Origin of the sequence: Allofrancisella guangzhouensis (genome assembly GCF_000815225.1) — a bacterium.
Classification (GTDB): domain Bacteria; phylum Pseudomonadota; class Gammaproteobacteria; order Francisellales; family Francisellaceae; genus Francisella; species Francisella guangzhouensis.
Genome location: NZ_CP010427.1, coordinates 1,464,907 through 1,478,414, shown reverse-complemented (window position 1 = coordinate 1,478,414; position 13,508 = coordinate 1,464,907). Strand labels below are relative to the sequence as shown.

Genomic DNA, 13,508 nt, shown 5'->3' with positions numbered 1-13,508 from the left:
TTTTATGGAATACTTCTTAAGTCTAGGCTTTACTTTTTGGTTGCTGTTTCTAACTTTAGCAAGTGGTATAATTTATTTAGTAGATTATGTTTTTTTTCAAAAAATAAGGCTAGCTTCATATAGAAATCAGCTTCAAACTCTTAATAAGAAACAAAAACGACAGTTCTATAAAGATCATGGCTTAAAAGCTCCTTTTATAGCTGATCAAGCTAGATCTCTGTTTAGTGTGTTTTTGATAGTTTTTATATTAAGAACATTCTTTATAGGTAATTTTCTAATTCCTACAGCATCTATGACTCCTACATTACCAGTAGGAGATTTTATTTTTGTAAATAAAACAGCATATGGTATCAGAGCACCATTTACTAATAAGGTCTTAATAAATACAGGTCATCCCAAAAGAGGAGATATTGTAGTTTTCCATTTTCCAGTAAACCCTGATGTTGATTATGTAAAGCGAATCATTGGTTTACCTGGAGACGTTATTTCTTATAAAGATAAAGCTTTAAACATAAATGGTAAGCAGCTTGATTATACTAATTGTAATAAAGATGTTGTTAATTACTATAACCAATCACTTTCTAACAGTAGTGGTGATATAGTCTGTGAGGAGAATTTAGGAGATATTGCTCATAAAGTGGATTGGATAAAATCAATTAAATCCCAAAATTTTGAGAATCTTAAGGTTCCAGAAGGTTATTATTTTGTTATGGGTGATAATAGAGATAATAGTCAGGATAGTCGATATTGGGGATTTGTGCCAGAAAAAGATTTGGTTGGTAAGGCTAAACTTGTTTGGATGAGCTGGGATAAGGTTGACAAAAAGATTCGGTGGAACGAAATAGGAAAGGTTTTTTAGGTAGATGATTCCTGATTATTCTAGGCTTTACCGAATATTGGGTTATTCTTTCAAAGATCATACGATTTTGACTAGGGCATTAACACACCGAAGTAAAACAAAAAAAAATTACGAGCGTTTAGAGTTTTTAGGTGATTCAATATTAGGTTTTGTGATAGCAGAGTCGTTATATTATAAATTCCCTAAATTCACAGAGGGTGAACTTACTCAAATTCGCTCAAAACTTGTTAAAGGTGCTACGTTATCAAAATTAGCTCTAGATTATAAAATAGATGAGTTTGTTATATTAGGTGGTAGCGAAAGTGGTTCACAAAGACGAGAAAAAATCTTAGAGGATGTCTTTGAGGCTGTAATTGGAGCAATTTATTTAGATAGTGATTTTGCTAATGTAAAAACAATTATACTTAGTTGGTATGCTGCTATTTTTTCTAAATTAGATACAGATACTGTAAGGGTAAAAGATAATAAATCTAGACTCCAAGAGATACTATTACAAAGTTCTATGAGTCTCCCAAAGTATGAAATAATTGCGGTCTTTGGTAAAGATCATGAGCAAATCTTTGAAGTTGGTGTAATCGTACAAGAGTTAAATCTCGAAACTAAAGCACAAGATACCTCTAGAAAAAAAGCTGAACAAAAAGCAGCTGGTGGAATGATAGAGTTATTAAAAAATCAGGGTTTACATGAAAAAAAATAAGCTAAATTTAAATGGTATAATAATTATAAATAAATCCAAAGGTGTTAGCTCGAACAAAATTTTACAGCAATTAAAATATTTATATAATGCTAAAAAAGCTGGACATACTGGTACATTAGATCCTATGGCTACAGGCGTTTTACCAATATGTTTTGGTAGAGCAACTAAGATAGCTCAGTATTTGCTTGACGCTGATAAAGAGTATATAGCAACGATTAAGCTTGGTATACAAACTACTACTGGTGATGCTGAAGGTGAGGTAGTCACAACCCAAAATGTTCCTAAACTATCAAATATGCTTATAGAAAATATATTAGACAAATTCCGAGGTCAAATTGATCAGACTCCACCAATATATTCAGCGCTGAAACATAATGGACAACCACTTTATAAGCTTGCTAGAGAGGGTAAGCAAGTTGAGATAAGACCACGAAAAGTAACCATATATGAGCTTAAGCTGTTAAATAGTACTGGTGATACTTTAGAGATCAAAGTTAGATGTTCTAAAGGGACATATATCCGTAGTTTGGCTATGGATATTGGTAAGGAACTTGATTGTGGAGGTAGTTTGATAGCATTACAACGTATCCAAAGTGGGCCATTTTCTCTAGATAAAGCATACCAAATTGAGGATTTGAAAAATTTAAGTTTTGAGGAAAAACTTGATACTATAGAAAATATAGAAAGTGTATTTAAAGATAAACCAATATACACTTTAGGTATAAGTCAAAAGTATGACTTATATAATAAAGGTATTTTAATAACTCGTACTGATATCAGCGGAGTGTTTAGAATATATGATAATAATAAGTTTGTTGCTATAGCCGAATTTGATAAAGGTAATCTAATTAGCAAAAAATTTTTTGAGCAGGAAAAATTAATAAGTGAGTAAATACAGTATAAATAACGATCCTAATAAAGATCTAGAAGCACAAAAATATGAAAACCCGATTGCTAGCCGAGAAATGATATTACAATATATCAAAGATACACAGTTACCAGTGAGTGCGGATAATGTCGCTTTGGCTTTAGAGATTAATAAGAAATCCTTATTTGAAGGTTTGGTTAATAGACTGGGGGCTATGGTTAGAGATGGTCAGCTAGTTAAAGATAGATCATATTATAGTCTTCCAGATATGAAAGATATTTATGTAACCTCAAAGATTACAGTTGATAGGGATGGTAGATTAGAGATATTTAGCCACGCATTAAACACTAAAGTAAGTGTTCTTTCCTCTCAAGCAAAAATGCTAATGATGGGTGATGAGATTACAGCTAAGGTATTAGGAGTAAATAAAAAAGGTAAAATTGAAGCAGAGATAAAATCAGTAGTTTCAAGAGCTCAAAAGTTTATAACAGGATACTATTATAAAAGTTTTGATGGACATTTTTTAAGGCCAATAAGTAAGAATATAAGTGGAGATATAGTCTTATTGCCACCTAGACAAAAGATCGAACAAGATTCATTAATCGAGGCTGAAATAATCGTTCAGCCAAGTATTAATAGTGCTGCAGTTGCTAAATTTAAGCAAGAAGTTGAAGCTATATCTCCAGTTAAACAAGCTATGATGGTAGCTACCAAAAAGTTTGATTTGGTAGAACAATGGAGTAAGAAAACACTCGCATATTTAGATACTCTTTCAGATGATGTAGTAATTAAAGGGAGAGTAGACTTACGAAAGTTTAATTTTGTTACTATTGATGGTGAAGATGCAAAAGATTTTGATGATGCTGTATTTGCTAGTAAAACTAAAACTGGTGGCTGGAAGCTCTTTGTTGCAATAGCAGATGTTTCAAATTATGTTCAGAAAGATTCTGCTTTAGATTTAGATGCTAAGCGTCGCTCAACCTCAGTTTATTTTCCTGGGTTTGTGATACCTATGCTTCCAGAGAAGTTATCAAATGGACTGTGTTCTTTACAGCCAAATGTCGACAGATATTCTTTGGTTTGTGAGATGAATATAAGTAGTATAGGTAAATTGACAAGATATAAATTTTATTCAGCTGTTATAAATTCTAAGGCACGTCTGACTTATACAGAAGTGGCAAAAATGCTGGATAAGAAACAGAACTCTATATTAGAAAACACACCAGAATTAGTGCCGGATATATTTGCCTTGTATGATTTGTATAAGGTTTTGCATATTGCTAGAGATCAAAGAGGAGCAATAGATTTTGATACTATAGAAACTCAAATTATCCTTGATGAGCATAATCATATACAGTCAATAATACCAAGACAACGAAATGATGCACATAGGTTAATAGAAGAGTGTATGTTAGTAGCTAACGTTGCAGCAGCTAAGTTTGTGATCAAGAATAAAAAAACTTCTCCGTTTAGAGTACATAGTGAACCTAAAGAAGATAAGATGGATACTTTAAAAAAATATCTATCTCGTCATGGTATTCATCTATCTTATGGTAAAGACGGTAAGGTAACACCAAAAGCCTTAGCACAAATGCTAGAAAGTATTAAGAGTCGCCCTGACTATGAAGATATTCAAATGATGACTTTGCGTAGCATGAATCAAGCTGTTTACAGTATTGACAATGTTGGGCATTTTGGTCTTGCTTATGATGAATATACTCATTTTACTTCACCTATTCGTAGATATCCTGATTTAGTAGTCCATAGGATTATTAAATCTATTATTAATGAATATAACCATGGTGGTTGTGACTATAAATCTAGTGAGTTAGCTAATATTTGCGATAATGCATCTTTCCAAGAGAGAAATGCCGATGGAGCTTCTAAACAAGTAGAAGATTGGCTGAAATGCTATTTTATGCAGGACTATATAGGACATATTTTAGAGGCAAAAATCACACATATTAATGGTCTAGGATTATTTGTTGAGCTTAAAGATATGTTCATAGAGGGATTGGTTCATGTTTCAACTATTCCGGGTGATTATTATATTTTTGATGAGTCTAAAGATATTTTGATTGGTAGAAGAAATCATAAGGTTTTTAAAATAGGTCAAGATGTAACCATAAGAGTAATAAGAGCAGACTTAGAAAGTATCCATATAGACTTTGAATTGTATACTCCAGATCAATCAGCAAAAGATTATGACAACCCTAAAAAACATGGTAAAAAGAAAAAAAAGCCTAAAAAAAGGAAACAAAAACCTTATAAGAGAAAAAATAAAACTAAACAACCTCAATGATTAATAGACCGGTTAAATTTTAGGTTGTTTGAACCCCCAAACAATTCTTAATTTTTTCAATATACTTAAGATGATGTAAGTTATGTCAATTTGCCAAAACTTAAGGTTATTTCTAACTGAATAAGCAAATTTATGATGGTTATTATGCCAGCCTTCTCCAAAGGTGAGAATTGCAATAAGCCAGTTATTTCTACTGTTATCTGTTGTTAGATAGTCTTTAGAGCCAAAGATATGGCAAAATGAATTTACACTGAAAGTTGTATGGTAAAGTAAAACGGTGCTTAATATCCCTCCGAAAAAGACAAAGCTTAGACCAGATGTTCCTAAATTTGGGTATTTATAAGCTACAAAATTACCAATAACAAATAGCCCTATAAGATATAAAAAAAATGATAAATGAGAAAATTTGTCCAACCAAACTATTTCGGGGTATTTAGACCAGCCTTTTGTGTATTTTGAATCTACAGAATTGTTAGTGGGGTTAAAAATCCAGCTTATATGTGATTGAAAAAAGCCATTTTTAGGTGAATGAAGATCTGTAGTCTTATCAGAGTGGATATGGTGATATCTATGATGCCCAGACCACCATAGGGGACCTTTTTGAGAAGCCCATGTTCCTATCAAGGCTAATATAAATTGAAAAGTTCTAGATGTTTGGAATGATTTATGTGCAAAATAACGATGATATCCAGCAGTTAAAGCAAAAGTTCTCATGCTAAATGTAATAATAAAGACTAACAAAGCTGTTAAATTGTAGTTTACAAAGAATATTCCTAAGCAACTAAAATGTAATCCGGCAAAAGCTATTTTGGTAATATAATTTGACTTAATTTTCATATATTTACTCCGTGAGATTAGGCTTTAAAATCAGATTAATTTTTTAGCTACTTTGAAATACAACTTATAAGGAAGCTTTGCAATAAGCTTTAAGACTAGTGTGAACTTTTTGGTAAAATGAATTTCAAAATTACTTGATGATAAGCCTTTGAGAATTGCTTTGGCAGCGTGTTCTGGAGTTAGTAAAGTTGGCATCTTGAAATTGTTCTTATTTGTCAATTTAGTTTTCACGAAACTTGGATTTATTAGTCTAATATCTAATTCTTGGTTTTCAGCTTTTAAACTCTCAACTAGATTGATAACACCAGCTTTAGTAGCAGCGTAAGGTTGAGATTTTGGCAACCCTATATAGCCAGCTACGCTAGCAGTAATAGCTAATTGGCAGTGTGGATTTTTCTTTATATAAGGCAATGTAAACCTTATAAGGTAGAAAACTGCAGTTAGGTTGGTTTGTATAGTTTCATTAATGTTGGATAATGATATATCAGTTATTAAAGATGGTTCGTAAAAAGCCGGTAAGTATATTATAAAATCAGGTTTGTATGCTATAGCTTTGGTTGCTTGTCTCTCAAACTCTAAGTAGTCATTTACATTAAAGGCTAATAATATTGATTCATTTTTTAGGTTTTTAGCCAGGGCTTCTAGTTTTTGTTGCGAGCGTGAGGATATTATAAAGTTTGCATTTACTAAGCTATCTAATTTTTCTAAAATAGCTCTACCAATACCATCTGTAGCACCGATTATCCATATTGTTTTATTTTCAAATTTTTGCATGCTTTATTTTCCATTTTCTTGCTTGTGCATAAATAAAGTTAGTGATCCAACATTTAAGCCAAATTTTTTGAATGAATTTTTATTTATTAGAACATTATCATTCATTAAATACATCCAATCATCGAAATTTATCGTGTATTTTTTATCTCCAACAGGGATATTCATTTGATATTGCCAATTCATAGCGTTACCTTCTACATAAATTTTGGCTACGCCAATTACATCATCAGTTGTACCTTCGTAATAGTTATCCGATATTTTTTTGATTTTCCATATACGATGATCTTTTTGACCGTCGTAATATGTCATGTATTCATCAAATGTGCCAGTATCATTATCCCAACTAGCACTACCAGAGAAATCAAATTTTTTAATAACTTTACCTTTATAATCTTGAATAATCCCATTACCAATTATTTTACCTTGCAGATATTTTTTTAGATCTAACTTAGGAGTTTCTTCCTTATAGTCAGAAATATTGATAGAACATCCAAATAATCCAAAAACCATAATAAATACTCCTATTTTAAATATTAGTTCTCTCATATGTCTCTCAGTTGTTTTGATAATTTGATATCAGAGGATTTATCACTATCCATATTTCGAAGAAATATTTTGATAAATCAGTATTGTGTATTTTTCCTACTAATTTTCTATCAGAATAAATGTTTGCATTTTATGCATGTACTATTTCCAATTGAGCAACATTTATACGACCATGAGTAAAAGCAGCACTGCAAGAATTTAAATAAAAACGCCACATTCTTTGAAAGCGTTTATCAAAGCCAAGCTTTAAAAGCTCTTGTTCTGCATTTACAAAATTATTATCCCAAATATCTAAAGTTTTAGCATAATCTTTACCAAAAAATTCTTTATTAACACATTTCAAACCAACTTTTCTAAGTTCAATTTCTATTTGTTGTATCGAGGGTAGGAATCCTCCTGGAAAAATAAAAGTCCTAATCATATCTGTACCTTTAGCATAGTTGCTAAAAAGTTTGTCGTCAATAACTATACTTTGGAGAATGATTTTACCATCTTGTTTAACTAAAGATTTAAGCTTCGAAAAGTAAGTATTCCAATATTTTTTACCAACAGCTTCTATCATCTCTATAGAAACGACATAGTCGTATTGTCCCTCTTGTATACGGTAATCTTCTATAGCTATGTCAACATTTTTTCCTACTAAGCGATTTTTGGAGAATTGGTATTGCTCAGTTGAAAGAGTGATTCCTTTTAAATAGTAATCTCCATGATTAATTACTGTTTCTGCAAAGCCACCCCAACCACAACCAATTTCAATAATAGAGCCTTTAGATTTATCAAATTTATGGATAATGTTTGTATACTTGTTGATCTGAGCTTGTTCAAGAGTTTCATTCTGGTTTTTAAATATAGCTGATGAGTAAGTCATAGTTTTATCTAGCCAGAGACTATAAAATTCATTTCCTAAATCATAATGCTTTTGAATATTTTTTTTACTTTGCTTTAGGGTGTTTCTTTTAGCAAGATAACCTAACTTATGCAGAAATCTAAATATGATATTTGGCTTTATATATTGACCAAAGGCTTGCTGATTTTCTAGACCAAAAAGTATTAAAGCTTTTAGGTTAGATGTTTCCCAATATCCATCTCGATAGTCTGCAGCAAATCCTATATCAGCTTTAAATTTGAGGTTAATAGCTGTACGCCAATCTTTGAATTTTAAGTTTGCTATTTGCCCATTTTTTTGACCTTTTGTATATATCACTTCACCTTCTGGCGTGGTTAAGTAAATTTCACCAAATTCTATATTATCTAAGGCTTTTAGAATGTTTTCCCTAATAGTTTTTTCAAACATTTGATCTGTTAAGTTAGTCTATGTTTAAGATAAATATTAGCAGATAAAAGTTGAGGTAATATTGCCAAAAAGTTAAATTTTGTTAATGTATTTTGCTTCGGTTATTCTACTATTGATCTGTGTTGGTTTTGAAACGTATTTTATTCGTTTTAAAAGAATTTTTAAGGCTTGGTAGTGTATTAGAAAAATGACTTTAAACGTTAATAGTGGAGATCTTAGAAATTCTTTAAGTAGATTCATGTTTGAAAAAGCTTTGCTAATTCCGTTGATCTGGGTATTAAGTTGAAGCTTATTATTATCATAGTAGTTTATGGTAATTTGGCTTTTGGTATTATTTTTTAAGTTTATATCAAAATTAAACCTATAAAAACCTCGTCTCTGGTAAAAAGGTGAAACATGAAATTCTTTTTGAGCTTCAAACCAAGAATCTTTAGTTATTTGTGTCCCATTTTTGTGACAAACGTAGCTGTGGGTTTCACCAAAGGTATTATTAACTTCGGCTATTATAGCTATAAGTTTCTCATTATTATAACAAAGCCAAAAACTAACTGGATTAAATAAATATCCAAGGAGTCGAGGCATAGTTAATAATCTAATATCATCATAATCAAGCTTATATTTTTGGAGCAAGTTTGCTATCCAACTTAAACTATTTTTATTATTCCTATAGCCGTGATCTTTGTCATAAAAGCTATATAAATTAAACTTGTTGATGCTAAATATATTTAACTTGTTTTTATTTATATCAAGCATATCTACTATTATATAGTAGGAGTTATAACAAAAAGAATTTTGTTTCGGGTAATGCCTTTTATGAAATATTTTAGAGCTTAGAACAAAGTTTTTTACCACGGAGTTTTTACTCCTAATTTTTCTGCCACTTTTACGGCACTAAATATCCCATCTTCGTGAAAACCGTACCTAAGATATGCACCACAATAGTAAGATCTGTTTAAACCTTGAATAGTATCAAAATTTTGTTGAGCCTCTATTGCTGCTTTATCAAATACAGGGTGTTCAAAGATATGTTCGTTAATTATTTTAGATTGTTCTGGTTTTTCATCTGGATTAATAGTTACAAAGTAATTTTTAGTTGTTTTTAAAGGTTGTAGATTATTCATCCAATAACTTAAGGATACCGCTTTACGGTTATCCTTAGTTTCTTTGCTTAGGTAATTCCAGCTTGACCAAGCTTTAAGTCTTTTGGGCATTAGCCTGTCATCTGTATGTAGGATAGCAGTGTTTGGTTGATATTTTATTGCTGTGAGCAATTTTTTTTCATTTATACAAGGATCATCTAATATTTCAAGAATTTCATTTGGGTGGCAAGCAAATATAACTTTGTCGAATTCATTTATATTATTTCTTTGATCTACAATAGATGTTTTGTTCTTACGTAAAACTTTAATTGCACTGGGAGCAAATTTAATATTTGCGTCTTTTAATTTCTTGATAATTTTCTCTATATATACTTTACTACCACCTTGTACTGTATACCATTGGACAGATTTGTTTGTATTAAGTAGTCCATGATTATGAAAGAATCTAATAAAACTAAGAGCAGGAAACTTATACATTTGATTTACTGGAGTGCTCCAGATACAAGCCCCCATCGCTAATAAGTAGTAATTTTTAAAGTATTTACTAACTTTTAGATTATTAAGGTATTCTTCTAGAGTTATATTTTCGTCAAGGGTATTCTTTTCAAGATGCTTTCTTGATACTTTATTAAATTTTAATATGTCAAAAATCATTTTGTAAAAATAAGGGTTTAAGATATTCGACATTTGACAAAATAAGCTTTTTGAATTATTTGAACCATACTCAAATCGACCTTCTTTTATAGATACTCCAAAAGACATATTACTTTTAGCTACAGGTATGTCCAGATGAGTAAAAAGCCTGGTTAAGTGATAATATGTATGGTAGTTAAAAACTATAAATCCAGTATCTATCGAAGTGTTTTTTTCGATGTTAAGTGTACGAGCATGACCTCCAAAATAGTTGTTTTTCTCATAAATAGTTATATTGTACTTATCTTTTAGAAGATAACTAATTGCTAATCCTGATATACCAGCGCCTATTACAGCTATTTTTTCCATAATTTACCAATGTGGGTCAATATATATCTAAAATAATTCTTTTAGCGTAAAAAGCCTAGTTAAAAAAAATTAATTTAAAGGGATAGTTATAGTAATTAGTAATCCAGTAGGAGAGTTGTTTTTTGCTGTTATATTACCATTATGTAGTTCTATAACTTTTTTTACTAAAGCTAAGCCAAGTCCATTACCCTGCTGTGTTCGGCTTTGCTCTTCACGAAAGAAACGTTCAAATATTTTTTCAAAGTTTTGATTATCTATTCCAGCACCAGTGTCACTGATAGTTAGTTTATAATTTGTTTCTGTTATAGTCCCTAAGATAGTTACAGTAGTATTTTTATCAGAATATTTATAACAATTATCCAAGATATTTATAATACTTTGGAAAAATAAGTTTTTATCAAGGCTAAGTTGTTTAGCTGTAATATTTGTTTTTACAGTAATATTTTTTTGCTCAAATATTGGCTCATATAGTTCTATAGCATCTGTAACTACATTTTTTATATCCAGATAGTTTTTTATAATTTTTTCACGTCCGTGTTCAAGTCTGTTTAAGCGTAATAGACTATTAAATACTTCTAAAAGTTTATTGCATTCGACTAAAGCTTTTTCAGTATCTTTGTTTGGGTATTTTTCTTCTAAGCTTTCTAGTTTATTTTTCAAACGAGTCAGAGGAGTTTTTAAATCATGAGCTATATTGTTAGATACATTTTTTATATCTGTAAGAAGGTCTTCAATATTTTCGAATAGCATATTTAAAATATTAGCTAAATTGCTTAAATCGTCCCAGTTTGTTTTAGATTCTATCCTGCAGCTAAAATCTTGTGTATTTATTATAGATGCTGCAGTTGTTGCTATGTGGTTTATTTTTCTTACAACAAATATACTTATAAAGTAGCTAATGATGGCAACGCTAGCCGCTGTACAAAGACCAGTGACTAAAGGTATAATATGTTGAGAAATTTTATCACCACTGATAGATGAAACTATTATGTAAGTCCAAGAAATAATACTTAAGCTAAGCAAAATAGTAAAAAGCATAGCCATTTTGAAGCTAGAACTTATTATATATTTACGTTGAATACTCTTATTAAGATTGCTCTTGGATGACATATCCAAATCCACGTATGGTTTTTATAGGGTCCGGAAGGTTATTTTCAGTAAGCTTATTACGTAGGCGTGAAATATGTACTTCAACTACATTAGTTTGAGGATCAAACTCATACTCCCAAACTTCTTTTAGAATCATGTTTTTACTAACTACTTCATTTTTATGCTTTAAAAGTAAGTGTAAAACTTTATATTCTCTTTGCTGAAGAGGTATAGGCATACTATTTCTTTTTACCTCATGAGCTAGCTCATCTAGTACTATATCACCACAAATTATTTTGTGGGTATTTACTTGAGCCGTTAATTTAGTTCTTTTATAGAGTATGTTTACACGGATAATTAATTCCTCAATAGAAAATGGTTTAGTTAAGTAATCGTCACTACCAGATTTGAGGCCTTGTATTTTATTTTCAATACTGTCTAAAGCGCTTAAGATTATAATAGGTGTTACTAATTGTTGTTTGCGGAGAATCTTAAGTAATGATATTCCATCTAAATATGGCATCATCCAGTCAATAACGATAATATCATATTCATTAGTGTTAATAAGAAACAAAGCTTCTTTACCGTCGTAGGCTAGAGTTGTTTCAATATTATTTTTTTCAAATTTAATTTTTATAAATTCGGCAATTTGCTTATCGTCATCAGCAACTAAGACTTTAGGTTTTATAGTCATTTGGATGCAGCTTGTAAATTTGCTGATATAGTATTTATATTATAGCAAAAATAATAATTTATCTTGAAAAAAAAAGCTGTAAACACTATTTTAAAAATATAATTTTAGGTATAACTTTTTTATTAAAATTAAAAAGGAGATGGGATGAAAAAAATAATTTTAAGCATACTAGGCGTAGCTGTTGTTTCTGGGGTGTATGCTAAAGACTACACTTTATATGCCAAAGCTGACGAGAAGTCAGGTAAATTGGCAACGGTTAATGACCAAGATCCAAAATATTCAGCTATTTTTTCTAAAGGTGACTGGATAGAAATCGTAGATAGCACTACAGGTAAAGTTGGTTGGGTTAAGCAAGATACCTCAGGAAAAGCGCCCTCTACACAACAAGATCCTATTGCTGCAATGATCGCGAATTTCCAGGCACAACAAAAACTTATGGAAGAAAATTTTAATAAAGCTATAGCTAATATAGATAGCAACATAGCCCAACTTCAAGCAGCCCATAGCAGCTTGAGTGCAGACAAACAGTCAAAGGCTATCAAAAAATTTAGTTCAGTTACTATAAATTCAGATGGTAAAACAGCAAAAATTATTAAAAAAACAGACGATGGTAATGGTAATCTAAAAACTGTAGAGAAAGAAGTTCCAGTAAATCAACTTAATACTATGTCACTAGATACTATTAACTAGAATAATGTTCCAGTTTTTACTTTATTTTCAAAAATCCTTTCAAGTTTTTATGGTGTAGTCTAAAATTAAGCTATATCAACTAAGGAGTAGAGTTATGTTTGAAGAAGAGTATTTATCAGAGAAATTACAGAAATTTACGCTAGTAGATTTAGCTTTAGTGAAAATAGTATATCTTTTGGTAGGATTGCTTGTAGCAACTAGTTATTTTGTACTTAGTGCAATTAGCTGGGTTTTCTATTTGATAATGTTTTTAATCGCATTAATGCCACTTATGTTGCATTTGTTTTCTTTTCAGGGCTCTTATTTAGAGAAAGCAAGACAATATTTAAAAACAAATAAACCAGCTTACCAAGTGTTATTATTTTTTACCCAATTCTTTTTTGGGTGCATGCTAGTAACTTTAATTCCAATTTTAAGTTTAGTACCTTGGTATGTGTATCTGCTATTAATAATAGTATTTGCGTTAAAGCCAATGCGTTCAAATGTGTTTTGGTAAGAATCTTAACCTAGTTTGGTTTTATTATTGACTTATCAAACGAACTAAATTTACTAAGACTACCGCTAATATAAATAGCTTTAATAGTTGTAATACCATTTAGTTGCTTTAAAAACTAGATCTAAATTTAACTTTTTTTGGGAAAATACTAATGAGAATGCTAGCTGTTGAATATATAATCTAGCATCATTGCCAAATAGGGTTTCAATAAAATTTTATAAGGTATTTAATAAAACACCTTATAAAAGTCTTTATAAAAT

The 13,508-nt window shown here is 30.4% G+C and carries 14 protein-coding genes; 6 read left to right on the top strand and 8 right to left on the bottom strand.

All coding sequences use genetic code 11. The annotated features are described in order from the left end of the window. Positions 1 to 4: 4 nt before the first annotated feature. The 4 genes from lepB to rnr are packed head-to-tail and all read left to right on the top strand — an operon-like array spanning position 5 to position 4,726. Complete coding sequence (gene lepB / locus SD28_RS06920) at positions 5 to 859, top strand: signal peptidase I (RefSeq protein ID WP_039125374.1); 855 nt, start codon at positions 5 to 7, stop codon at positions 857 to 859. A gap of 4 nt (positions 860 to 863) precedes the next feature. After that, positions 864 to 1,556: a ribonuclease III gene (gene rnc, locus SD28_RS06915; RefSeq protein ID WP_039125372.1), complete on the top strand. Its 693-nt coding sequence runs from the start codon at positions 864 to 866 to the stop codon at positions 1,554 to 1,556. Then, the gene (truB, locus tag SD28_RS06910; RefSeq protein WP_039125370.1) at positions 1,543 to 2,448 is read left to right on the top strand and encodes a tRNA pseudouridine(55) synthase TruB; all 906 of its coding nucleotides are present in this window, start codon (positions 1,543 to 1,545) and stop codon (positions 2,446 to 2,448) included. The genes rnc and truB overlap by 14 nt, the downstream gene beginning before the upstream one ends. Continuing rightward, entirely contained in the window at positions 2,441 to 4,726 is a 2,286-nt protein-coding gene (gene rnr / locus SD28_RS06905) for a ribonuclease R (protein WP_039125368.1), read from the top strand. Before truB ends, rnr begins: the two co-directional genes overlap by 8 nt. 12 nt (positions 4,727 to 4,738) lie before the next feature. Here the strand turns inward: rnr and SD28_RS06900 are convergent, their stop codons facing one another. The 8 genes from SD28_RS06900 to bfpR all read right to left on the bottom strand — a co-directional run bounded on the left by SD28_RS06900 (position 4,739) and on the right by bfpR (position 12,062). Then, complete coding sequence (locus SD28_RS06900) at positions 4,739 to 5,563, bottom strand: acyl-CoA desaturase (protein ID WP_039125365.1); 825 nt, start codon at positions 5,561 to 5,563, stop codon at positions 4,739 to 4,741. Between the two features lie 30 nt (positions 5,564 to 5,593). Continuing rightward, positions 5,594 to 6,337, bottom strand: a complete 744-nt coding sequence (locus SD28_RS06895) for an SDR family NAD(P)-dependent oxidoreductase (protein ID WP_039125363.1) — start codon at positions 6,335 to 6,337, stop codon at positions 5,594 to 5,596. Between the two features lie 3 nt (positions 6,338 to 6,340). Then, complete coding sequence (locus SD28_RS06890; protein WP_039125361.1) at positions 6,341 to 6,883, bottom strand: DUF3833 domain-containing protein; 543 nt, start codon at positions 6,881 to 6,883, stop codon at positions 6,341 to 6,343. A gap of 130 nt (positions 6,884 to 7,013) precedes the next feature. Then, the gene (locus SD28_RS06885; protein WP_039125359.1) at positions 7,014 to 8,177 is read right to left on the bottom strand and encodes an SAM-dependent methyltransferase; all 1,164 of its coding nucleotides are present in this window, start codon (positions 8,175 to 8,177) and stop codon (positions 7,014 to 7,016) included. Positions 8,178 to 8,249: 72 nt separating this feature from the next. Continuing rightward, positions 8,250 to 9,029, bottom strand: a complete 780-nt coding sequence (locus tag SD28_RS06880; RefSeq protein WP_039125357.1) for a DUF1365 domain-containing protein — start codon at positions 9,027 to 9,029, stop codon at positions 8,250 to 8,252. After that, positions 9,023 to 10,279, bottom strand: a complete 1,257-nt coding sequence (locus tag SD28_RS06875) for an NAD(P)/FAD-dependent oxidoreductase (protein WP_039125355.1) — start codon at positions 10,277 to 10,279, stop codon at positions 9,023 to 9,025. The genes SD28_RS06880 and SD28_RS06875 overlap by 7 nt, the downstream gene beginning before the upstream one ends. Positions 10,280 to 10,348: 69 nt before the next feature. Beyond that, complete coding sequence (locus SD28_RS06870; RefSeq protein WP_039125352.1) at positions 10,349 to 11,389, bottom strand: sensor histidine kinase; 1,041 nt, start codon at positions 11,387 to 11,389, stop codon at positions 10,349 to 10,351. After that, the gene (gene bfpR / locus SD28_RS06865) at positions 11,367 to 12,062 is read right to left on the bottom strand and encodes a two-component system response regulator BfpR (protein WP_039125350.1); all 696 of its coding nucleotides are present in this window, start codon (positions 12,060 to 12,062) and stop codon (positions 11,367 to 11,369) included. Before bfpR ends, SD28_RS06870 begins: the two co-directional genes overlap by 23 nt. A gap of 144 nt (positions 12,063 to 12,206) precedes the next feature. Between bfpR and SD28_RS06860 the strand changes: the two genes are divergently transcribed. Both SD28_RS06860 and SD28_RS06855 read left to right on the top strand, forming a co-directional pair. Further along, the gene (locus tag SD28_RS06860) at positions 12,207 to 12,752 is read left to right on the top strand and encodes a hypothetical protein (RefSeq protein WP_039125348.1); all 546 of its coding nucleotides are present in this window, start codon (positions 12,207 to 12,209) and stop codon (positions 12,750 to 12,752) included. Positions 12,753 to 12,846: 94 nt separating this feature from the next. Beyond that, entirely contained in the window at positions 12,847 to 13,248 is a 402-nt protein-coding gene (locus SD28_RS06855; protein ID WP_039125346.1) for a hypothetical protein, read from the top strand. Positions 13,249 to 13,508 lie beyond the last annotated feature (260 nt).

Coding starts and splice junctions, on each gene's coding strand:
- truB (WP_039125370.1), top strand. CDS start 1,543: ATGAAAAAAAATAAGCTAAATTTAAATGGTATAATAATTATAAATAAA.
- SD28_RS06895 (WP_039125363.1), bottom strand. CDS start 6,337: ATGCAAAAATTTGAAAATAAAACAATATGGATAATCGGTGCTACAGAT.
- bfpR (WP_039125350.1), bottom strand. CDS start 12,062: ATGACTATAAAACCTAAAGTCTTAGTTGCTGATGACGATAAGCAAATT.
- SD28_RS06890 (WP_039125361.1), bottom strand. CDS start 6,883: ATGAGAGAACTAATATTTAAAATAGGAGTATTTATTATGGTTTTTGGA.
- SD28_RS06875 (WP_039125355.1), bottom strand. CDS start 10,279: ATGGAAAAAATAGCTGTAATAGGCGCTGGTATATCAGGATTAGCAATT.
- rnc (WP_039125372.1), top strand. CDS start 864: ATGATTCCTGATTATTCTAGGCTTTACCGAATATTGGGTTATTCTTTC.
- SD28_RS06870 (WP_039125352.1), bottom strand. CDS start 11,389: ATGTCATCCAAGAGCAATCTTAATAAGAGTATTCAACGTAAATATATA.
- SD28_RS06885 (WP_039125359.1), bottom strand. CDS start 8,177: ATGTTTGAAAAAACTATTAGGGAAAACATTCTAAAAGCCTTAGATAAT.
- lepB (WP_039125374.1), top strand. CDS start 5: ATGGAATACTTCTTAAGTCTAGGCTTTACTTTTTGGTTGCTGTTTCTA.
- SD28_RS06860 (WP_039125348.1), top strand. CDS start 12,207: ATGAAAAAAATAATTTTAAGCATACTAGGCGTAGCTGTTGTTTCTGGG.
- SD28_RS06900 (WP_039125365.1), bottom strand. CDS start 5,563: ATGAAAATTAAGTCAAATTATATTACCAAAATAGCTTTTGCCGGATTA.
- SD28_RS06855 (WP_039125346.1), top strand. CDS start 12,847: ATGTTTGAAGAAGAGTATTTATCAGAGAAATTACAGAAATTTACGCTA.